The organism is Actinacidiphila glaucinigra (assembly GCF_035918135.1).
Lineage (GTDB): Bacteria > Actinomycetota > Actinomycetes > Streptomycetales > Streptomycetaceae > Actinacidiphila > Actinacidiphila glaucinigra.
In genome coordinates this window covers 2385413-2407425 of sequence record NZ_CP109144.1, presented here as the reverse complement: position 1 = coordinate 2407425, position 22013 = coordinate 2385413, and the positions used below count along the sequence as shown (strand labels likewise).

At 73.0% G+C, this 22013-nt stretch carries 15 protein-coding genes and 1 pseudogene; 10 read left to right on the top strand and 6 right to left on the bottom strand.

Features of this window, described 5'->3' with window-relative positions:
* Nucleotides 1-47: 47 nt before the first annotated feature.
* Nucleotides 48-1100: pseudogene (locus tag OIE69_RS10515) on the bottom strand (MFS transporter); the annotation flags it as partial.
* A 7-nt stretch (nucleotides 1101-1107) separates the two neighbouring features.
* On the opposite strand from OIE69_RS10515, the gene OIE69_RS10510 reads away from it, so the two are divergent.
* Nucleotides 1108-1611: a DinB family protein gene (locus OIE69_RS10510; protein WP_326571697.1), complete on the top strand. Its 504-nt coding sequence runs from the start codon at nucleotides 1108-1110 to the stop codon at nucleotides 1609-1611.
* Between the two features lie 36 nt (nucleotides 1612-1647).
* On the opposite strand, the gene OIE69_RS10505 is transcribed toward OIE69_RS10510, so the two are convergent.
* The 3 genes from OIE69_RS10505 to rhaI all read right to left on the bottom strand — a co-directional run bounded on the left by OIE69_RS10505 (nucleotide 1648) and on the right by rhaI (nucleotide 6535).
* On the bottom strand, nucleotides 1648-3135 hold the full coding sequence (locus tag OIE69_RS10505) for a rhamnulokinase (RefSeq protein ID WP_326571696.1): 1488 nt from the start codon (nucleotides 3133-3135) through the stop codon (nucleotides 1648-1650).
* A gap of 137 nt (nucleotides 3136-3272) precedes the next feature.
* The gene (locus OIE69_RS10500; RefSeq protein ID WP_326571695.1) at nucleotides 3273-5318 is read right to left on the bottom strand and encodes a bifunctional aldolase/short-chain dehydrogenase; all 2046 of its coding nucleotides are present in this window, start codon (nucleotides 5316-5318) and stop codon (nucleotides 3273-3275) included.
* Between the two features lie 50 nt (nucleotides 5319-5368).
* Entirely contained in the window at nucleotides 5369-6535 is a 1167-nt protein-coding gene (gene rhaI, locus OIE69_RS10495) for an L-rhamnose isomerase (protein ID WP_326571694.1), read from the bottom strand.
* 312 nt (nucleotides 6536-6847) lie between these two features.
* Here rhaI and OIE69_RS10490 point away from each other — a divergent pair, with 312 nt between their 5' ends.
* From OIE69_RS10490 to OIE69_RS10470, 5 genes are all read left to right on the top strand, one after another.
* Complete coding sequence (locus OIE69_RS10490) at nucleotides 6848-8368, top strand: sugar ABC transporter ATP-binding protein (RefSeq protein ID WP_326571693.1); 1521 nt, start codon at nucleotides 6848-6850, stop codon at nucleotides 8366-8368.
* On the top strand, nucleotides 8365-9420 hold the full coding sequence (locus OIE69_RS10485) for an ABC transporter permease (protein ID WP_326571692.1): 1056 nt from the start codon (nucleotides 8365-8367) through the stop codon (nucleotides 9418-9420). Before OIE69_RS10490 ends, OIE69_RS10485 begins: the two co-directional genes overlap by 4 nt.
* Nucleotides 9413-10444 (top strand): ABC transporter permease, encoded by a 1032-nt coding sequence (locus OIE69_RS10480; RefSeq protein ID WP_326571691.1) that lies wholly within the window; start codon nucleotides 9413-9415, stop codon nucleotides 10442-10444. Before OIE69_RS10485 ends, OIE69_RS10480 begins: the two co-directional genes overlap by 8 nt.
* 98 nt (nucleotides 10445-10542) lie before the next feature.
* Complete coding sequence (rhaS, locus tag OIE69_RS10475) at nucleotides 10543-11628, top strand: rhamnose ABC transporter substrate-binding protein (RefSeq protein WP_326571690.1); 1086 nt, start codon at nucleotides 10543-10545, stop codon at nucleotides 11626-11628.
* A gap of 10 nt (nucleotides 11629-11638) precedes the next feature.
* On the top strand, nucleotides 11639-12667 hold the full coding sequence (locus tag OIE69_RS10470) for a LacI family DNA-binding transcriptional regulator (RefSeq protein WP_326571689.1): 1029 nt from the start codon (nucleotides 11639-11641) through the stop codon (nucleotides 12665-12667).
* A gap of 39 nt (nucleotides 12668-12706) precedes the next feature.
* Here OIE69_RS10470 and OIE69_RS10465 read toward each other — a convergent pair whose 3' ends face one another.
* Nucleotides 12707-14059: a diacylglycerol kinase family protein gene (locus OIE69_RS10465; RefSeq protein WP_326571688.1), complete on the bottom strand. Its 1353-nt coding sequence runs from the start codon at nucleotides 14057-14059 to the stop codon at nucleotides 12707-12709.
* A gap of 153 nt (nucleotides 14060-14212) precedes the next feature.
* Here OIE69_RS10465 and OIE69_RS10460 point away from each other — a divergent pair, with 153 nt between their 5' ends.
* Nucleotides 14213-14563: a hypothetical protein gene (locus OIE69_RS10460; RefSeq protein ID WP_326571687.1), complete on the top strand. Its 351-nt coding sequence runs from the start codon at nucleotides 14213-14215 to the stop codon at nucleotides 14561-14563.
* 27 nt (nucleotides 14564-14590) lie between these two features.
* Here the strand turns inward: OIE69_RS10460 and OIE69_RS10455 are convergent, their stop codons facing one another.
* Nucleotides 14591-15793, bottom strand: coding sequence for a glycoside hydrolase family 3 N-terminal domain-containing protein (locus tag OIE69_RS10455; RefSeq protein WP_326571686.1), 1203 nt, complete (start codon nucleotides 15791-15793; stop codon nucleotides 14591-14593).
* Between the two features lie 63 nt (nucleotides 15794-15856).
* Between OIE69_RS10455 and OIE69_RS10450 the strand changes: the two genes are divergently transcribed.
* From OIE69_RS10450 to OIE69_RS10440, 3 genes are all read left to right on the top strand, one after another.
* Complete coding sequence (locus OIE69_RS10450) at nucleotides 15857-16348, top strand: TIGR00725 family protein (protein WP_326571685.1); 492 nt, start codon at nucleotides 15857-15859, stop codon at nucleotides 16346-16348.
* 563 nt (nucleotides 16349-16911) lie between these two features.
* A complete protein-coding gene (locus OIE69_RS10445; protein WP_326571684.1) occupies nucleotides 16912-20775 on the top strand; it encodes a S8 family peptidase in 3864 nt (1287 codons plus the stop codon).
* 178 nt (nucleotides 20776-20953) lie between these two features.
* Nucleotides 20954-21955: a helix-turn-helix domain-containing protein gene (locus OIE69_RS10440; RefSeq protein WP_326571683.1), complete on the top strand. Its 1002-nt coding sequence runs from the start codon at nucleotides 20954-20956 to the stop codon at nucleotides 21953-21955.
* Nucleotides 21956-22013 lie beyond the last annotated feature (58 nt).

Below are 22013 nucleotides of genomic sequence, written 5' to 3'. Positions count from 1 at the left end.
ACGCGGCCCTCGTCGACCGCCGTCATCAGCAGCGTCCGCGAGGCGATGCGCGCCTGCCCGAAGACGAACGCCCCGGCCGGTACGAGCAGCAGCAGCCCCGTCACCCCGAACCGGGGCTGCAGCGCGAACAGCACGGCGCAGACCGTGAAGCCGGCGAGCGCGAGCCGCAGGTCCCCCAGCCGGGCGCCCGTCCGCCGGTACGCGGCCGCCGCCAGCAGGAAACCGGCGCCTCCGAGCGCGTCCACCGCGCCGACGACGGCGGGCCCCCGGTGCAGCTCGGCGATGACCAGCACCGGCATCAGGGCGTTGAAGACGGTCACCACCACACTGCCCTGGGCGTACAGCACGACCAGCGGCCCGTGCGGCCTCCGCGAGGGGACCGGCCGCGCCGTGGGTACCGCCGCGGCGGAGCCCACGACGACGGAGCGCCCCGGCCCGCGCCCGGTCGCCAGGACGAGGACGGCGGAGGCCACGAAGGTCGCCGCGTTGAATACGAACAGCGGGGCGGGCCCGGCGTACTGCAGGGCGAGACCGCCCACCGCCGCAGACAGCAGCATGCCGCTCTGCAATGCCATCTCGTACCGGGCGTTGAACCGCCGCAGCCGGCCCTCGGGCACCCGTTCCCTGACCAGGGCCGCGCTCACCGGCACGAAGAGCGCGGACGCCACCGCCAGCGCGAGGTTGCTGCCGTAGACGACCGCCCCGAGCGGCCAGCCCAGTGCCGTCCCGAGCGCCGGTACCAGGGCCACGGCGGCGCTGAGCAGGTCGCAGCCCGCCCACAGCGCCCGCCGGTCGAAGCGGTCGGCCAGCAGGCCTGCCAACGGCGACAGCACGGCCTGGGGGACGGCCACGGCGATGAAGAGCCAGCCCACGTCGAGCACCGAGCCCTGGGCGCGCACGATCAGCAGGGCCGCGGCGATCAGCTGGATGTTGTTGCCCAGAGAGGTGATGAACACGGCGGGCAGGAGGAGTCGTTGAGTGCGTCCGGTGGTGGTCACGGGGACCGATGGTGCCGCTCTCCGCTGACATCTACTGTCAGGGGACTCCGCGGGGCTCCCCCGGTTAATCGGTGGACGTGCCGCCCTCGTTCCCGACAGCATTCCGGCGATGACGAGAACCGACACACCCACCGCCTGGGACGAGCGCTCCGCGCTGACGACCCTCCTCGACTACGCCCGTGACACCGCCCGCGCAAAGTGCGAGGGCGTCACGCCCGAGCACGCCCGCTCCGCCCCGCTCCCGGGTTCCCCGCTGATGACGCTCAGCGGACTGATCAACCACCTCCGCTGGGTGGAGTACTACTGGTTCGAGGTGGTGTTCCTCGGCGGCGAGGACGAGGGCCCCTGGACGGACGAGGACCCGGACCGCGAGATGCGGATCGCCGTGGACATCCCCCTCGCCGACCTGCTGGCCGACTACGAGGCACACACGGCCCGCTACCGCGAACTCGCCGCCGCGCACGACCTGGACACCCCCGCCAAGCGCCCCAACCGCGACGGCCGTCACCCCAACCTGCGGTGGATCCTGCTGCACCTCGTCGAGGAGACCTCCCGCCACAACGGCCACCTCGACGTCCTGCGGGAACTGGTCGACGGCACGACCGGCGTGTAGGTGTCGTCGGCCCGGATGCGGGTCAGGCGCCGGCGCCTACGGTCGCCGCGCCGCGGCGAGCCCGGCCAGCCGTGCCGCCGCCGCGTCCCAGGCCCGGCCGTCCGCGGCCGGCTCGTACGTGCGCAGCGGCTGGGTGGCCGCGACCAGGGCGCGCATCGCCGCCAGGCCGTCGGGACCGTCGCCGACCGCGCCGTGGGCGCGGGCCTGGACGAGGATGTTGCCCAGGGCCGTGGCCTCGGTGGGGCCCGCGACGACCGGGAGGCCGGTGGCGTCGGCCGTGAACCGGCACAGCAGTTCGTTGCGGGAGCCGCCGCCCACGAGGTGGACGCGGTGGATGTCCCGGCCGGCGAGTTCGGCTGCCTCGCGCAGGGTGCGGCGGTGGGCCAGGGCGAGGCTCTCCAGGATGCAGCGGACGACCGCCCCGTGCGACTCCGGGGGCTTCTGGCCGGTCCGGAGGCAGAAGGCGCGGATCCGCGCGGGCATGTCGCCGGGCGCCAGGAACACGGGGTCGTCCGGGTCGATGAGGGCCGCGAAGGGCTCCGCGGCGGCGGCCGCGGCGAGCAGTTCCTGCAGGGGCAGGCCCTCCCCCCGCTGCTCCCAGGCGCGGCGGCACTCCTCCAGCAGCCACATGCCCATGATGTTGCGGAGGTAGCGGATGGTGCCGTCGATGCCGCGCTCGTTGGTGAAGTTGGCGAGCCGCGAGGCCTCCGTGAGCACCGGGGCGTCCAGCTCCAGACCCGCCAGCGACCAGGTGCCGCAGGAGATGTACGCGAAGTGCGGCCCGGTGGCCGGGACCGCCGCCACCGCGGAGGCGGTGTCGTGCGAGGCGACGGTGACGACGGCGGTGTCCGCCGGCAGTCCGGTGTACGCGGCCACGTGGGGCAGGAGCGTGCCGGCGTGGGTGCCCGGGCGGCGCAGCGGCGGCAGCAGGCGCGGCTCGATGCCGAGCCGGCCGAGGAGTTCCTCCGCCCAGGTCGCGGTGCGCGCGTCGAAGAGGCCGGTGGTGGAGGCGTTGGTCTCCTCGGCGCCGATGTCCCCGGTGAGCCAGTGGGTGAGCAGGTCGGGGATCATCAGCAGCGTCCGCGCGGCGGCGAACTGCGCGCCGTCGCGGGCCGCCGCCAGCTGGAAGACGGTGTTGAAGGGCAGGTGCTGCAACCCGGTGATCCCGTACAGCTCCTGAGGGCCGATGTCGTCCCGGACCCGGTCGGCGACGTGCTCCGTCCGGCTGTCGCGGTAGTGGTGGGGGATCCCGAGCAGGGCGCCGTCCGCGTCGAGCAGTCCGTAGTCGACGGCCCAGCTGTCGATGCCGACCGACGTCACGCCGTCCCCGGTCCGGGCCGCCAGGCGCAGGCCGTCCAGGCTCTCCCGGAACAGGGCGAGGACGTCCCAGTGCAGTCCGGTGGGCAGCCGGACAGGGGTGTTGGCGAAGCGGTGCACCTCGTCGAGGACGAGGTGGTCCGGGCCCACCCGGCCGAGGATGACGCGGCCGCTGGTGGCGCCGAGGTCGATGGCGGCGAATGGCACGTGGGCCCCTCGTGTTCTGGTCGTTCGGGTCGGAGCGACGGTGCGGTCGGTGCGGCGCGGCGCGCCGCGGGGGGCGGTGGGTGGTACGGGTGCGGGGGAGCCGGCCGGCCGGCTCCCCCCGCGTGGTGCGGACGGCGTCAGCGCAGGAACGCCGCGGCCACCCCGGCGTCGACCGGGACGTGCAGACCCGTGGTGTGCGTCAGTTCGCCGCCGGTCAGGGCGAAGACCGCGTTGGCGACGTGCTCGGGGAGCACCTCGCGCTTGAGGATGGTGCGCTGGGCGTAGAACTCGCCGAGCTTCTCCTCCGGCACCCCGTACGTCGCGGCGCGCTGGGCGCCCCAGCCCGAGGAGAAGATGCCCGAGCCGCGGACGACCCCGTCGGGGTTGACGCCGTTGACGCGGATGCCGTGCTCGCCGAGTTCGGCCGCCAGCAGCCGGACCTGGTGCGCCTGGTCGGCCTTGGTGGCGGAGTAGGCGATGTTGTTGGGGCCGGCGAAGACCGCGTTCTTGGAGGCGATGTAGACGATGTCGCCGCCGAGCTTCTGCGCGATGAGTACGCGGGCCGCCTCGCGGGAGACGAGGAAGGAGCCGCGGGCCATGATGTCGTGCTGGAGGTCCCAGTCGCGGGCGGTGGTCTCCAACAGCGGCTTGGAGATGGAGATGCCCGCGTTGTTGACCACCAGGTCCACCCCGCCGAAGGCCAGCAGGGCCTCGTCGAAGGCGGCCCGGATGGCCTCCTCGCTGGTGACGTCCACGGTGACCGCGACCGCGCGGTCCGGGCCGCCCAGCTCCTCCGCGACGGCCCGGGCGTTCTCCTCGTCGAGGTCGGCGACGACCACGCAGGCGCCTTCCCCCACGAGGCGGTGGGCGATGGCCTTCCCGATGCCCGAACCGGCCCCGGTGACCAGGGCGATGCGGGTGGCCAGCGGCTTGGGCTTCGGCATCCGCTGGAGCTTGGCCTCCTCCAGCGCCCAGTACTCGATGCGGAACTTCTCCGCCTCGTCGATGGGGGCGTAGGTGGAGACGGCCTCGGCGCCGCGCATCACGTTGATCGCGTTGACGTAGAACTCGCCCGCGACGCGCGCGGTCTGCTTGTCCTTGCCGTAGCTGAACATGCCGACGCCGGGAACGAGGACGATCGCCGGGTCCGCGCCGCGGATGGCGGGGGAGTCCTCGGTGGCGTGCCGGTCGTAGTAGGCCTGGTAGTCGGCGCGGTAGGCGGCGTGCAGCTCCTCCAGGCGGGCCACCGCGTCCTCGAGCGGGGCCGTCGGGGGCAGGTCGAGGACGAGCGGGCGGACCTTGGTGCGCAGGAAGTGGTCCGGGCAGGAGGTGCCGAGCGCGGCCAGCCGGGGGTGCTCGGCGTGTGCGAGGAAGTCCAGGACGGGCGCGGAGTCGGTGAAGTGGCCGACCTGCGGACGGTCCTGGGAGGAGATCGCGCGCAGGACCGGGGCGAGGGCGGCGGCCCGGGCCCGGCGCTCGGCCTCCGGCAGCGGCTCCCAGCCGGCCAGCGGCGCGCCGAACGGGTCCTGCCTGCCGTGGCGCTCCAGGAACTCCTCGGCGGTGCGGATGATCCACAGGGCGTTGCGCTCGCACTCCTCGGAGCTCTCGCCCCAGGCCGTGATGCCGTGACCGCCGAGGATCACCCCGACGGCCTGCGGGTTGGCCTCCTTGATGGCGGCGATGTCGAGGCCCAGCTGGAAGCCGGGACGGCGCCACGGCACCCAGGCGACCTTGTCGCCGAAGCACTCCTGGGTGAGCTTCTCGCCGTCCGCGGCGCAGGCCAGCGCGATGCCCGAGTCGGGGTGCAGGTGGTCGACGTGGGCGGCGTCGACGAGGCCGTGCATGGCCGTGTCGATGGACGGGGCGGCGCCGCCCTTGCCGTGCAGGCAGTAGTCGAACGCCGCGACCATCTCGTCCTCGCGCTCGGGGCCCGGGTAGACGGCGGTCAGGGCGCGCAGCCGGTCCAGGCGCAGCACGGCGAGGCCGGCCTCGGTGAGCGTGCCCAGGTCGCCGCCCGAGCCCTTGACCCACATCAGGTCCACGGCGCCGCCGGTGACGGGATCGGTGGCGGTGGCCTTGGCGGAGGCGTTGCCCCCGGCGTAGTTGGTGTTGCGCGGGTCGGCGCCCAGGCGGTGGGCGCGCTCCAGCAGTGCGGCGACTTCCGGATGGGTGGCGGGTGCCATGGGGGTGTCCTTCGGGAGGGGAGGAACGAGGAGGGGCGGGACGGCGGTGCCTACGCGCCCCAGCCGGCCTGGGTGCCGCCCACGCGGTCGGCGACGATGTGCTCCTGCCAGCCGGAGGCCTGGTAGGCGGCGACGGGGTCCGGGGCCAGGCCCCGCTCCTCGCGCACCTCTCGCAGCAGCGGGCGCACGTCGGTGTTGTACGCGTCCATCAAGGCGGCGTTGGCGGCGAGGACGTCACCGGAGCGCTGCGCCTCGCCGAGGGCGTCGAGGTCCACCAGGAGTGCCTTGGCGGTGGCCTCCTGGACGTTCATCACCGAGCGGATGACCGCGGGGATCTTGGCCTCGATGTTGTGGCACTGGTCGAGCATGAAGGCCACGCCGGTCTCCGCCTCGAGGCCGCGGTTCTTGGCGACCTCGTGCAGGATCCGGAAGAGCTGGAAGGGGTCGGCGGCGCCGACCATCAGATCGTCGTCCGCGTAGAAGCGGGAGTTGAAGTCGAACCCGCCGAGCTTCCCCTGGCTCAGCAGGAAGGCGACGATGAACTCGATGTTCGTGCCCGGCGCGTGGTGGCCGGTGTCGACGACGACCTGCGCCTTGGGACCGAGCTTGAGGCAGTGCGCGTAGGCGGTGCCCCAGTCCGGGACGTCGGTGGTGTAGAACGCCGGCTCGAAGAGCTTGTACTCCAGCAGCATCCGCTGGTCGTCGCCGAGACGCTCGTAGACCTCGGCCAGGGCCTCGGCGAGACGCTCCTGACGGCCCACGATGTCGTCCTGGCCGGGGTAGTTGGTGCCGTCGGAGAACCAGAGCTTGAGGTCGCTGGAGCCGGTGGCGTCCATGATGTCGACGCACTCCAGCAGGTGGTCCGTGGCCTTGCGGCGGACCCGCGGGTCGGGGTGGCAGACGCTGCCGAGCTTGTAGTCGTCGTCCTGGAAGACGTTGGAGTTGATCGCGCCGAGCTCCAGGCCGCGTTCGTTGGCGTGGGCGCCGAGCGCGGTGTAGTCGTCCACCCGGTCCCAGGGGATGTGCAGGGCCACCATGGGGGCGACGCCGGTGAACTCGTGCACCTTGGCCGCGTCGTCGAGCTTCTCGTACGGGTCACGGGGCACCCCGGCCTGGGCGAAGACCTTGAAACGGGTGCCGGAATTGCCGTAACCCCAGGACGGCGTCTCGATCCGCTGGGCTGTGAGTGCGGCCTTGACGGCTGCGATGTCAGGCATGTCCACCTCGGATGGCTCGGTGAATCGGCTCAGTGAACCGGCTTCCAGTGAATCGATTCATTCGGCTGTGAAGCTATCCACGTCCACCGGTTGTCGTCAAGGGGTCTGCCGGTCCGGATCCCCGTTATTGAATCGTGTCATCCGTCCTGCGAAAGCGCGTTGTTGCTGTTCGTGCGGCATTGTCAGGCCTGTTACCTGCGGGTTTCGCGAGGGTGCAGGTCAGGAGGGGGAGGCGGCAGCCCTTGACGCCTTCGCGGGGCGGGGCTAGCTTCCCGGCAACTCCGTTGAAACATTTCATAGCAGGAGGGCGCAATGACGCACCCCGAACCGGAGACCACTCCGGTGCTCGCGCTCGAGGGGGTGAGCAAGTCCTTCGGTGCCGTTCGCGCTCTGCGCGGTGTATCGCTCCGGCTCCACGCCGGCGAGGCCCATGCCCTGGCGGGCGAGAACGGCGCCGGCAAGTCGACACTGATCAAGACCCTCGCGGGTGTGCACCGCCCGGACACCGGCACGGTGCTGCTCGACGGCCGGCCCGTGGAGTTCCACGGCCCGGGGGACGCCCGTGACGCGGGGGTCGCCGTCATCTACCAGGAGCCCACGCTCTTCCCCGACCTGTCGGTGGCCGAGAACATCTTCGTCGGCCGGCAGCCGCGCCGTTCGCTCGGCAGGGTCGACCACAAGGCCGTGCGCGAGGCCGCGGCCGAGCTCTTCCGCCGCCTCGGCGTGGACCTCGACCCGGAGCAGCCGGCCCGCGGACTGTCCATCGCCGACCAGCAGTTGGTGGAGATCGCCAAGGCGCTCTCCTTCGACGCCCGCGTCCTGATCATGGACGAGCCGACCGCCGCCCTCACCGGCAGCGAGGTCGCCCGGCTCTTCGGCGTCGTCAAGTCCCTGCGCGAGCAGGGCGCCGCGGTCCTCTTCATCTCCCACCGCCTCGAGGAGATCTTCGCCCTCTGCCAGCGGGTCACCACCCTGCGGGACGGCGCGTGGATCGCCAGTGAGCCCCTCGACGGGCTCACCGAGGACGACCTGGTGCGCCGCATGGTCGGCCGCGACCTGGACGAGCTCTACCCCAAGCAGGACGCCGAGATCGGCGAGGTCGCACTCAGCGTGCGCCGGCTCACCCGCGAAGGCGTCTTCACCGACGTCTCCTTCGAGGTGCGCCGCGGCGAGATCGTGGGCCTGGCGGGCCTCGTCGGCGCCGGGCGCAGCGAAGTCGCCCGGGCCATCTTCGGCGTGGACCGCCGGGACGCCGGCGAGGTCGTCGTCGACGGCAAGCCGCTGCGCGGCGGCGCGCCCAGCCTGGCCATGGCCGCGGGGATCGCACTGGTCCCCGAGGACCGCCGGGCCCAGGGCCTGGTGATGGACATGTCCATCGAGCGCAACATCGGCCTGACCGGCTTCGCCACCACCACCAAGGGCGGCCTCATGAGCCGTGGCGCCGAGCGCAGCCGCGCCCTGGACTGGGCCGTGCGGCTCCAGGTGAAGTACGCCCGGCTGGCCGACGTCGTCGGCACCCTCTCGGGCGGCAACCAGCAGAAGGTCGTCCTCGCCAAGTGGCTCGCCACCGCGCCCGAGGTGCTGATCGTCGACGAGCCCACGCGCGGCATCGACGTCGGCACCAAGGCCGAGGTGCACCGGCTGCTGTCGCGGCTCGCGTCCGAGGGCGTGGCCGTACTGATGATCTCCTCCGACCTGCCGGAGATCCTCGGCATGGCGGACCGCGTCCTGGTGATGCACGAGGGACGACTGACAGCCGAGATCCCCCGGTCGGAGGCGACCGAGGAATCCGTGATGGCGGCGGCGACCGGCCGCGTGAGGAGGGCGGCGTGACCGTGACCGCCGACACCCCGCAGCAGATCGCCGCGGACGAACCGACCGCGTCCCGCCGCTTCCTGGACCGGGTGCTGAAACTGCGGGCGCTCGCCGTGCTCGCCGTGCTCCTGGTCATGCTGGCCGCGACGCAGATCTACAACAGCGAGTTCCTCTCCCAGCAGGGCGTCAAGGACCTCCTGCTGAACGCCACCATCCTCGTGCTGGTCGCCGTCGGCCAGGCCATGGTCGTCATCACCCGCAACGTCGACCTGTCGGTCGGCTCGGTGCTCGGCATCTCGGCCTTCGCGGCAGGCACCTACCTGCACGGCGGCGGCAACCCGCTCCTCGCCGTGCTCATCGCGGTCGGACTCGGCGTGCTCTTCGGCCTGCTGAACGGCCTGCTGGTGAGTCTCGGTCAGGTCCCCGCGCTCGTGGTGACCCTGGGCACGCTCTACATCATCCGCGGCATCGACTCCATCTGGGTCGGCTCCCGCCAGATCACCGCGAACGACCTGCCGGCGAGCTTCGTCGACTTCGGCCACGACGGCCTGTCGGTGATCCCCTACCTCGCGCTGCTGACGCTCGCGGTGCTGGTCGCGGCCGGCTACTACCTGCGCAGCTACCGCGGCGGCCGCGACCTGTACGCGCTGGGCTCCAGCCCCGAGGCCGCCAGGCTGGCCGGTGTGCCGGTCCGCAAGCGGATCCTCACCGCGTACGTCGCGTGCGGGGCGCTCGCCGGACTCGCCGGCGCGCTCTACCTCGCCCGGTTCGGCAACGTCGACTCCGGCACCGGCAACGGCTACGAACTGACCGTGGTCAGCGCCGTGGTGGTCGGCGGCGTCGCCTTCACCGGCGGCTCCGGCACCGTGTACGGCGCCGCGCTCGGCGCCCTGCTGCTGACCTCGATCAACAGCGTCCTGCCCTCCATCGGCGTCAGCTCGGTGTGGGTGCTGGCCATCGACGGAGTCCTGCTCCTGCTCGCCATCGCCGTCGACCGGATCGTGGCGCTGCGGGTGGCCGGCGTCCTCCGCAAGCGGGCCGCACAGATGAGGAGTGCCCACCATGCCTGAGACCACCAAGGCCCCCGCCCCGCTCGCCCGCCTCGGCGGCGCGGTGCGCTGGGACACCGCGGTCGGCGCCCTGCTCGTCGTCCTGCTGATCTGCTCCTTCTCCTTCGTGGAGAACTTCGGCAACGCCCTGAACGTGTCCTTCCTGATCGGCAACACCCTGCCGATCGCGCTCATCGCGCTGCCGATGACCATGCTCGTGGTCTCCGGCGAGATCGACCTGTCCGTCGGCTCGACCGCGGGCCTGTCCGGCGCCGTGATGGGCGCGCTGTGGAACGGGGGCATGGCGATCGAGACGATCATCCCGATCTGCCTGCTCCTCGGCGCCCTGTGCGGCCTGGTCAACGGCCTGCTCGTGACCCGGCTCGGCCTGCCCTCGCTCGCCGTCACCATCGGCACGCTCGCCGCCTACCGTGGCATCGCGCAGATCGTGCTGGGCGCCGACTCCGTCACCGACTTCCCGCAGCAGTACCTCGACTTCGGCGCCGGCCGGATCGACGGCACCTTCATCCCGTACGCGGCGATCCCCTTCGCCGTGCTGCTGCTGATCGCCGTCCTGGTGCTGCACGCGACCCCCGTCGGGCGCTCCCTGTTCGCCGTCGGCGCCTCGGAGGAGGCGGCCCGGTTCGCGGGAGTGCGCGTGCGGCGGCTGAAGCTGGCGATGTTCGTGACGACCGGCCTGGTCTCCTCCCTCACCGGGGTCTTCTGGGCGCTGCACTACGCCAGCGCCCGCTACGACAACGCCACCGGCCTGGAGTTGTCCGTCATCGCGGGCGTCCTGCTCGGCGGCATCGACTTCGACGGCGGCAAGGGCACCCTGGGCGGCGCGATCGCCGGTGTGTTCCTGCTCGGCGCGGGCCAGAACGTGATGAGCCTGCTCAACGTCTCGGCCCAGTCCCAGATCGTCGTCACCGGCGTGCTCCTGGTGATCTCCGTCCTCGCCCCGAGGGTCGGCCGCCAGGTCGCGCAGGCCAGGGCGCGCAGGAGGTCGGCCGACAAGGCCCCGGCCGCGCTCGCCGCCTCGTGAACCCCCACCTCCCCCCGCACACGTCACACGGCACCACCACCCCCCGCACCACCTCCCGTCCTCACTCCGGCGCCCGCACCGGCAGCGAAAGGATCACCATGTCCAGAACCCTCACCCGTCGAGCCACCGTCGTCGTCGCCGTGACCGCGGCCGTCGCGCTCGGCGCCACGGCCTGCGGCGGCACCACCAAGAACTCCTCCAAGGACAGCGGCGGCGGCGGCGCCAAGGCGACCGCGTCGGCCGACCCCAACGCGGCGACCAAGAAGGGCCTGACCGTCGCCTTCCTGCCCAAGCAGGTCAACAACCCGTACTTCACCATCGCCGACGGCGGCGGCAAGCAGGCCCTGGACGCGCTGGGCTCCTCCTACAAGGAGGTCGGCACCAGCAGCGGCACCGACACCGCCGGCCAGGTGAGCTACGTCAACACCCTGACCCAGCAGCAGGTCGACGCGATCGCCGTCTCCGCGCAGGACCCGGGCGCGCTGTGCACCTCGCTGAACCAGGCCCGCAAGAACGGCATCAAGGTCGTCACCTACGACTCGGACACCAAGCCCGAGTGCCGCGACCTGTTCGTCTCGCAGGCCAGCGCCGAGGACCTGGGCCGCACCGAGGTGCAGCTGCTCGCCGAGCAGATCGGCTACAAGGGCGAGATCGCGATCCTCTCGGCGGCGCAGACCGCCACGAACCAGAACACCTGGATCGACTTCATGAAGGACGAGCTCAAGGACCCCAAGTACAAGGACGTCAAGCTGGTCAAGGTCGCCTACGGCAACGACGACGCCCAGCAGTCCTTCCAGCAGACCCAGGGCCTGCTCCAGCAGTACCCCAACCTGAAGGGCATCATCTCCCCGACCACGGTCGGCATCAAGGCGGCCGCCCAGTACCTGGCGGGCTCCAAGTACAAGGGCAAGGTCAAGCTGACCGGCCTCGGCACGCCCAACGACATGCGCGCCTACGTCAAGAACGGCACCGTCGACGCCTTCGAGCTGTGGGACCCGGCCAAGCTCGGCTCGCTCGCCTCGTACGCCGCGGTCGCCCTGGCCTCCGGCCAGATCTCCGGCGCCGAGGGCCAGAGCTTCAAGGCCGGTGACATGGGCAGCTACACCATCGGCAAGGACGGCGTCGTGGTGCTCGGCAAGCCGACCGTGTTCACCAAGGACAACATCGACCAGTTCAAGTTCTGAGAGCCCGGGCGTGGCGGAGAAGGGCCGCACGGTGGGGATCAAGGACGTCGCCCGTGAGGCGGGGGTGTCCGTGGGCACGGTCTCCAATGTGATCAACCGGCCGGACGCGGTCCCCGAGGCGACCCGGGTCCGTGTACAGCGCGCCATCGCCCGGCTGGGGTACGTACGCAGCGAGTCCGCCCGGCAGTTGCGGGCGGGCCGCAGCAGGATCATGGCCCTGCTCGTGCTCGACATGGGCAACCCGTTCTTCGTCGACGTCGCACGAGGCGCGGAACGGGCGGCCCGGGCGGCCGGGCTCGGCGTGATGGTCTGCAACAGCGCGCAGAACCCGCAGGAGGAGGCCGCGTACCTGTCGCTCTTCGCGGAGCAGCGGGTGCGCGGGGTGCTGGTGACGCCGGCCGACGCCGACGGCGGCAACCTCGCCGCGTTCCGGCGGCACCGCATCCCCTTCGTCCTCGTCGACCGGGTCGCGGCGGGCACCTCCGAGTGCTCGGTGTCCGTGGACGACGTGGCCGGCGGCCGGATGGCCGTCGGCCACCTGGCGGCCGCCGGGCACCGGAGGATCGCGTACGTCTCCGGCCCCGGCCACCTGCAGCAGGTCCGGGACCGGCGCGTGGGCGCCCTCGCGGCCCTGGAGGAGGCCGGCCTGCCGCCGGAGACCCTGCGCGAACTGCCCACGGAGCGGCTGGACGTCGCCGCCGGACGGGACGCCGGCCACCGGCTGCTCGGCCTCCCGGAGCGGCCGACCGCCGTGTTCTGCGCCAACGACCTGCTCGCCCTCGGGGTGCTGCAGGCGCTGTACGCGGCGGGGGTGGACGTCCCCGGCGAGATGGCCATCGTCGGCTACGACGACATCGAGTTCGCGGCCGCGGCGGCCGTGCCGCTCACCTCCGTGCGGCAGCCCGCCGCGAACATGGGCGCGCTGGCCGCGGGGATGCTGCTGGAGGAGACCGGGCCGCAGGCCCGGGAGCACCGGCACCGGCGGGTCGTGCTCCAGCCGGAACTGGTGGTCCGCGACTCCAGCCTGATCAGGCGCTGAGCCCGTTCGGGGTACCGGGGTGCCGCGGCACCGGCCCGATCAGGCGCCGGGCCGGTGCGGGCGGCCGGCGGCCGTGCGGCCCATGGTCAGCGCGAGTTTGCGCAGCCGCCGCCAGTCCGTGCGGACACCCGTCGCCGGCACCCCGGGGCGGCTGCGCGGCACCCGGACGCGCAGCGCGCCGGGGCGGACGCGGCAGCGCACGGGGGTGGGCAGCACGAGGGCCTCGCCGTCCACGCCCGCGTCGATCTCGGCGGCGTCGGCGCTGGTCACCACCTCCCGGGCCGTCGCCACGGTCAGACCGGAGGCGACCCGGGGGCCCATCAGCAGTCCGGCGGCCTGGGCCGCGTTGTCGACCTTGACGCCCAGCACCCCCAGCAGACCGGTGTCGAGACGGTCCCGGCGGCCGAGCCCGGCCGGGTCGTCGGTCCGGTACGGGTTGTTGCTCACCAGCACGGCCTGCGGCTCGTCGATGACGGTGTCCCCGGCCGTCGCCGTCAGCCGGGGCCCGGCGCGGTGCGTGAGCAGGTCGGGCAGGAGCTCCAGGATGGTGCCGACCTTGTCGTCCCGGTACGCCGGGCTCTGCACGACGGCCGCGTAGGCACCGAACGAGACGTTGTTGACGAAGGGCCGGTCGCCCACGTAGCCGAGGTCGACCCGGAGCTCCACGCCGTCCCTGAGCGCGTCCAGGCAGGCCGCGGGGTCGGCGCGGTCCAGACCCAGGTCCATCGCGAAGTGGTTGCGGGTGCCCGCGCAGATCACCAGGAACGGCAGTCCCCGCTCGGCCGCCACCCCGGCCACCAGTGCCTGCGTGCCGTCCCCGCCGGCCACCCCGAGCAGGTCGGCGCCCTCGTCGGCCGCCTGCCGGGCCAGCTCCGCGACGTCCTGCGGGTGGTCGGGGTCGAGCAGCACGACCCGGGCGCCGAGCGCCTCCGCCTTCTCCTTCAGCCCGAATTCGCCGACCTTGCCGCCGCCGGAGCGCGGGTTCATGATCAGGAACGGCCGCCGTGGCCGGGCCGCGATCCGCTCCCTCAGCCGCGCCTCGTGGGCCCGGGTGGCGCGCACCGCGCTGCGCCCGGCGGCGACGGCCAGCGCCCACAGGCCGAGCGAGGTGACCACGACCCAGAGCAGATTGGCCCGGTCGTAGTATGCGAGGACGGCCAGCGGGGTCGCGGCGGTCAGCAGTACGGCCAGCGCCCGCACCACACCGCGGCGGGTCAGCACCCACCACGCCCCGGCCGCCGTCAGCGCGGTGCCGCCCAGCGCGGCGCCCACCAGCGCGATGCTGCGCAGCCCGGCGACCACCAGCGGCAGCGCCACGGCCGCCCCCGCCGCGGTCAGGGCCAGGCGGGCCAGCCAGCGCTGCGCGACGTGCCTGCGGGAGAGCTGCTCCATGCCTCAGACAGTGCCACCGCACGGGCCCCGACCGCCATCCCGGCCGTTCCCCCGGGTGGCGATCCGGCCCCCGTTCCCCGGTGCTACGGTTCCGGACCTCCGGCGGCGGACCTCACACACCGTCACCGTCCCCTCCCGAAGGAGTCCGGGCCCGTGACCGATGGTGACGCCGCCGTCTGGCATTTCACCCGGCGCGACGGCTTCTGGAAGCCGACGCGTACACCGCCGGCGGACGCGAACCTGCTGTGGGCGGTGGAGACACTGGCGATCTCGTTCGGCAGACGGGCCTACGGCGTCCGGGAGTTCCTCGAGGAAGTGGAGAGGGTGGTGTCCGGGGACACCCCGGGACCGTCGGTGAACACCACGACGGCGTTCGTGCGCAAACGTCCCGACGGCGCGTTCGAGCTCTGTGACAAGTACGGCCAGTTCGTGAACACCGTGCTCACCGCCCGTGAGGTGACCTCGATCCTCGCCACCCTGGCTGCGACGATCGAGGCCGGCTGACCGGCCGCGTGGTGCGGCGCCGGGGCGTCAGGTCGTGCAGCGCAGGGCGCCCGCCGCCTGCTTGGCGGTCAGTACGCGGCGCACGCTGTTCGAGACCAGCGTCCGCACCTTCGGCTCGTGGCGCATGGCGTAGCGGATGCCCTCGGCCATCGTGGGGATGCCCTTGGGGGAGACGGTGAGGGTGAGGTCGCCGCCGGCGCGCAGGAAGGAGAGGGCGCGTTGGCCCAGCGCCGTGGACTGGGCGGAGGCCGCCTTCCCGAGGTCGTCGGAGATGATGACGCCCTTGAAGCCCAGGTCGCGGCGGAGGGTCTGATCGACGATCAGCGAGGAGAACACGGCCTTGTGCTTGGGGTCGATGCGCTTGTACGTCGCCAGTGAGACCATCACCAGCCCCGCGCCCGCGGAGATGCCCGCGCGGAAGGGGGCGATGTTGCTGCCGGTGCGGGTCAGCGTCGTGTCCGTCACGGAGGCGGTCGTGTCGGTGTTGCCCTTGACGCTGCCGAGGCCCGGGAAGTGCTTGGGCGTGGTCAGCACCCCGGCCGTCTTCGAGCCCTGCACGTACGCCGTGACGTGCGGGGACACCACGCCCGACGTCGAGCCGAACTGGCGGCCGTAGCGGCCGATGGGGGCGTTCCCGGTGCCGATCGAGGTGGGGACGATGTCGGCGACGGGGGCCAGGTTGACGTTGACGCCCGCCTTCTTCAGCTCCTTCGCCCAGGTCTCCGCGCGGGAGCGCAGCGTGGCGGTGGACCAGGTGCCCTGGGTCTTGCCGCTGGGGATCGTGGAGAAGCCGGTGCCCTTGAGGACCTGCACCTGGCCGCCCTCCTGGTCCGTGGAGACCAGCAGGCCGATCCGCTGTCCCGCCACCGTCACCCCGAGCGACTTCTGCAGCCCGTCCACCAGGGACCGGGTCTTGGTCACCCCGGAGGTGCTGCGGCCCGCGAGGAAAACCGACCCGACGGCGTACGACCGCATCGCGTCCAGGTCCGCCTTCGGCGGCGTGGGCAGCTGGGCCGCGCCCATGAAGAGCTGGCCCACGCGCTGCGTGTCGTTCATCGCCGCCAGGACCCGGTCCACGCAGGACGCCTTCGGGGCGGTGGTGGCCGCAGGCCGGCCCGTGGCGACCATGGACTCCGGGGCGGACGGCGAGCCCTGACAGGCGGCGAGGGCCATCGTCGTGGCCAGCAGGGCGAGGGACACGCGGCGGGAGGTGCGGGCATACGAGGTCACCCATGCAGCGAATATCCTGATTGTCCTCTCTGTCAATCGGAGCAGGACGCCGGGGGAGGGGTCATGACGAGCCGTTATGTCGCCGTGGTGGGGCCGGCCGAGGCCACCGGGCGGGAGCGTGAGGACGCCCGCAGGGTGGGCGAACTCCTGGCCCGGCGCGGCGCCGTCGTCGTCTGCGGCGGGCTCGGCGGGGTGATGGGGGCCGCGTCCGAGGGAGCCCGCGCGCAGGGCGGGACCACCGTCGGACTCCTCCCGGGCCGGGACCGCCGGGCGGGTGACCCGTCGCTCACCGTGGCGATCGCCACCGGCCTCGGCGAACTCCGCAACGGCCTCGTCGTCGCCGCCGCCGACGCCGTGGTGGCGGTCGGCGGCAGCTGGGGCACCCTGAGCGAGGTGGCGCTCGCCCTGCGGACCGGCAAGCCGGTCGTCGTGGTCGGCGGCTGGGACGTACGGGGACCCGGACCCGGGGAGACGTTCCTGCGGGCGGCCTCCGCCGAGGAGGCCGTCGACGCCGTGGAGGCCGCGCTCGCGGAGTCCTCCCCCGGCGGCGGCTGAGCGACCGGGAAGGGAGCGCGGGTCGGAGCAGGCCCCGCCGCCGCGCCGAACTCGCGGTGGAAGCTGCCGGTGCGTACCCGCCGGGCGATCTCCAGGCGGTGCCCCCGGCCCGGCGTCCGCACCCCGCCGCCCGGGCCGTACGGGGAGTCGGCGGCGAGGACGGTGGGACACGCATGGCGCCCCGCCCTCCAGGCCCTCCGGGACCGCGTCCCATAGGGCCGAGGAAGGGGCCGGGTCCGTCGGGTCGCCCGCCACGAGGCCGTCGGCCGGCGTCCGCCAGGACGGTCGCTGCGCACCTGCCGTCCGGTTGCATCAGGGTGACGCGCTCGACGGTCCCCGCCGCGGCGCCGGCGACGGCGCGGCCCGCCGGTTGGGGGTGGTTCGTACCGGCAGCGGCGGGTTCGCCGTGCCCTGGTGGGGGTCGTCGCCGGTTGCCCGAAGCGCCGTGTCGCCGTTGGGACATGTCGCAGCTGTGACAGCCGATAACCGGTGACACCTCCCCGGCCTCGGCGGATTCTGGCGGACAGCGCGTGACCCGGAGCTGTACGAAAGGTGTTTGGGTGATGGCAAGGTTCCGCCTCACAGCGGCGATATCGACAGTGCTGGTGGTGACGCTCGGGGGCACCACGGCCGCCTCCGCGGGGACCTCACCGGACGGACCGGCGCGATCCGCCGACCGTACCGGGACGTCCTCCGCCACCGTACGGCTGGTGACCGGCGACCGGGTGACGGTGACGTCGCTGCCCGGTGGGCGGCACACCGCCTCGGTCCAGCCGGGACCCGGCCGCGAGAACATCCCCTTCCGCACGCTGGAGGCCGACGGCAAGTCCCTGACCGTCATACCGTTCGACGCCGAGGCGCTGGTGTCCGCGGGCACCCTGGACCGCCGGCTGTTCGACGTGACGACGCTGATCGCCGCCGGCTTCGACGAGGCGCACACCTCCACGCTGCCGCTGATCGTCTCCTCGCGGCCCGAGCCGGTACGGGACGGGGCACGCGTCACCGCGCAGGCGGCGAAGACCGCCGAGGCGACCGCCGACCGGCTGGTGGCGCTCCGCGCGGACAAGACGGCCTCGCGCACCCTGGAGAGCATCGACGCCCGCTCCTTCCGGGTCGACGGCGACGAACTCGGCGCCTTCTGGAAGACGCTGAACCCCGGTGGGACCTCGGACGCCGCCCGGGCCGCGGTGACCCCGCGGGTCTCGCTGGACGGCAAGGTCAAGGCGGTGCTGGACCGCAGCACCGCGCAGATCAACGCGCCCACCGCGTGGAAGGCCGGGTACGAGGGCCAGGGCGTGAAGGTCGCGGTGCTGGACACCGGTGTCGACGCGAACCACCCCGATCTCGCGGGGCGGATCGCGGAGGCCAGGAACTTCTCCGACAGCACGAACACCGACGACCACTTCGGGCACGGCACGCACGTCGCCTCGACCGTCGGCGGCACCGGCGCGGCGTCGTCGGGTACCCGGCGCGGTGTGGCGCCCAAGGCCGACCTGCTGGTCGGCAAGGTGCTCGGCGACGACGGCTCGGGCTCGGAGTCGCAGGTCATCGACGGTATGGAGTGGGCGGCGGGCGAGCACGCCAAGGTCGTCAACATGAGCCTCGGTGCGGACATCCAGACCGATGGCACCGACCCGATGAGCCAGGCCGTCAACACCCTGACCGCGTCGACGGACACGCTGTTCGTCATCGCCGCGGGCAACGCCGGCCCGGGGCCGTCCACCGTCGGATCGCCGGGCGCGGCCGACGCGGCGCTGACCGTCGGCGCCGTCGACCGGGACGACTCCCTCGCCTCCTTCTCCAGCCGCGGACCGCGCTTCGGTGACGGCGCCGTCAAGCCCGACGTGACCGCCCCGGGCGTGGGCATCGTGGCCGCCCGTGCCGCGGGCACCACCATGGGCGACCCGGTCGACGCGAACTACGTCGCCGCCTCGGGCACGTCGATGGCGACTCCGCATGTCGCGGGCGCCGCGGCGCTGCTGGCGCAGCAGCACCCGGGCTGGGGCGCACAGCAGATCAAGGACGCGCTGATCAGCACTTCTCGCACGGTGCCCGGCACCAAGGTGACGGAGCAGGGCGGCGGCCGGATCGACCTGGCCACCGCCACCGGCCCGATCACCGCGACCGGCACGGTCGCGCTGCCCCCGGTCGAGAACGGCGGAACGGCGGGACGGCAGCAGGCGGCCACCGTGCGCTACACCAACACCGGTGACAAGACGGTCGTTCTGAAGCTGGCCGTCAAGCTGTCCACCGGAACCGGGCGCGCGCTGCCCGACGGAGTCGTCACCCTCGGCTCCGGCACCGTGAGCCTCGCGCCCGGTGCCACCGCCGACGTCCCGCTGAGCACCGACGCGGCCCACGCCGCGCGCGGGAAGTACTACGGCTACGTCACCGCCGCGGCGGCCGACGGCACCGTTGTCGCCCACACCACCGTCGGCCTCAACGTGCACGCCCCCAAGCACAAGTTGACCGTGGTCGCCCGCGACCGCGACGGCAAGGTCATCGAGGGCGCGGCGCCGACGATCTGGGGCGCCGACGGGTTCGTGCAGTACAGCGGCATCGAGCCCGCCGTCGCCGAGGTCGAGGAGGGCACCTACCAGCTCAGCTTCGGGACGCTGGACAGGGCCGCCGACGGCCAGGAGCTCCGCGAGGTGGTCAACCCGGAGGTGAAGGTCACCAAGGACACCACGGTGACGCTCGACGCCTCCAAGGTCACCGAGGTGAAGATCCGCACGCCCCGGCCCGCCGAGCAGCGCGGCATCCTCAGCTACCAGACGTACCGGAAGATCGACGGCAACGGCCTGATCCAGGGCGTGATGTTCTTCGACATCGCCAAGCGGATCTACGTCAGCCCCACCGCGCGCGTCACCGACGGCGACTTCGAGTTCGCCTCGCGCTGGCAGTTGGTCGCCCCGCAACTGCGGGCGAAGGTCTCCGGCACGTCGTCGGCCTTCACCCCGTACTACGTGCCCGCGTCCCCGGCCTTCGACGACAAGGGCGCCAAGCTGACCGCCGTCGACGCGGGCACCGGCACCGCGGCCGAGCTGAAGAAGGCCGGCGTGCGCGGCAAGCTGGCCGTGGTCCGCTGGGACTTCTCCGACGACCGGGAGCTCGCCAAGGCGGCCAAGGAGGCCGGGGCCAAGGCACTGATGCTGGTCGTGGAGGAGGGCTTCTACCCCTGGACCCGGTGGAGCCCGACCGGTGACCGGATGGCCCTGCCCACCATGCGCGCCGGTACGGCGGAGGGCACCGCGCTCCTCAAGAGCATCAAGAAGCGCACCACCACGGTGGAGTTCTCCGGCACGGTGCGCAGCCCGTACCTGTACGACGTGATGCAGGTGTCCAAGGGCTTCGTTCCGAAGAACCTGGTGCACACCGTCTCCGAGCGCGAGAGCGCCGTGGTCCGCAGCACCTACACCCGTACCGGCGCCTCGGAGTGGGCGAGTGAGCAGCGCTTCGGGTGGCGTCCGTACCAGGACACCGCCTGGAACCAGTACAGCCGTGAGGTGCCGACGGGCCGGGAGCGTGTGGAGTACGTGACCGGCGGGGACACCCTGTGGCGCCACACCGTGCACCACAACGTCGTCTTCGGCATGGACACCCCGCTCGGAGCGGGCATGCAGAACGCGCCGCGCACCTACCGGCCCGGTCAGAAGGCCACGGAGCGCTGGTTCGGGGCCGTGGTCCGTCCGTCGATTCCGCGTGGTGCGGCCTGGCCGTCGGTGCGCAACGGCAACACCCTGTCCCTCTTCGTTCCGGAGTTCAACGACTCCGGCACCGGCCACTATTCGTTCTACGAGCTCAACGGCTTCGGTGGCGGCATCGGAACCGGCGCGGCCCGCGCCGGCGACGGAGCGCCGGTGGACGACACCGCCACCGCGGTGCTCTACCGCGACGGGAAGCGGATCGCCGAGTCCGACGAGGGCGCCTGGGGCAACTTCGAGGTGCCCGCGGGCGACGCCGCGTACCGGCTGGACCTGACCACCGCCCGCACCTCGGACGACTGGCGGTTCGGCACCGGCACCCGCACCTCGTGGACGTTCCGCTCGGGCACCGCGGCGCAGCCGACGGCGCTGCCCCTGCTGCAGGTCGACTACACGGTGCCGGTCGACGCCCGCAACGCGGTGGGTCCCGCCCGCCGCCACACCCTGGGCCTGAACGTGCGGATGCAGGACGGCGCGGCCGCGCCGCGCGGGGTGACCGTGCGGGTGGAGACGTCCTACGACGACGGGCGGACCTGGACCCGGGCCGCCACGGCCCGCAAGGGTGGCGGCTTCACCGCCGCCGTAGAGCGTCCGTCGCGGGTGCGCGGCGACGCCTATGTGACGCTGCGCGTGACCGCGACCGACGCGGCGGGCAACAGCGTCCGGCAGACGGTGGACCGTGCGTATCTGCACAGCGGCGCACGGAACTCCGGAGGACGGTGACGGTGGGGCGTCACCGTTGACACAGCGGCGGGTGCAGGGGAGTGTGGGCCCCGGCACCCGCCGCGCCATGGTCACGAAACATTCCCCGGGTATAGTCCGGCCCTTAACGATATGTGCGGCTTGTGCGCCTACCATGCGCACGTCGTGCGGACCCGTCCCGGACCCGGAGGAACGCGGCATGCTCGAGGTGGCTGGGCTCACCGCGGTCGAGGAGACCGTCTACCGGCTTCTGGTCGCCACCGCCACCGCCTCGGCGGACGAGGTCGCCGCCCAGACGGGCCTGCCACCCGGGCAGACGGAGGGCGTCCTCACCTCCCTCGCCACCAAGGGGCTGGCCAGCCCCACCGACAGCCTCCCCCGCCAGTACGCCGCCACCCCGCCCGACGTGGCCCTGCTGCCGCGGCTGCAACGCCAGGCCGACTCCCTCGACAAGGCCCGCACCGCGGTCACCGACCTGCTGGAGAGCTACCGCAGCACCGCGCGCCGCCAGGACGCCGGCCAGCTCATCGAGGTCATCACCGGCAGCGAGGCGCTGCGCCAGAACCTGCGGCAGATGCAGGAGAACGCACGCCACGAGATGCTCTGGTTCTGCAAGGCCCAGTACGTCGCCATGCCCTCGGGGAGCAACCGCGCCGAGTACGACGCCCTGGCCCGCGGCGTGCGCTACCGGGTCCTGTACGAGCGGGCGTTCTTCGACGACGACGGGGCCATCGACAACGTCGTCGAGGGGGTCCAGGCCGGGGAGATGGCCCGCTCCGTCCCCCATCTGCCGCTGCGGCTCGCGGTCGCCGACCGCAGCTTCGCCATCTGCCCCCTGGTCCCCGGCGGCCCGCACGGCAGCCCGAACGAACCGACCGCGGCGCTGCTGCGCGACAGCAGCCTCCTGGGGGCGCTGACCGCGCTGTTCGAACGCTACTGGGAGGACGCGGTGCCCCTGCACGTCAGCGCGTCCGGCGCGGTGAGCGGCGCCGACGGGGCCGACGGGGCCGACCCGCTGAGCGAGACCGACCGCCGGCTGCTGTCGCTGCTCGTCGCGGGCGTCGCGGACAAGGCCATCGCCAGCCAGATGGGCCTGAGCCGGCGCACCGTCCAGCGCCACATCCAGCACATGATGACGCTCGCCGGCGCCGCGACCCGCATGCAGCTCGCATGGCAGGCGGCCCGCCGCGGCTGGCTCTGAGCAGGGTGCGGGAGGGCCCGCGGGCGTAGGGTGAGAGGTGGCGCGAGTGCCCAAGGCC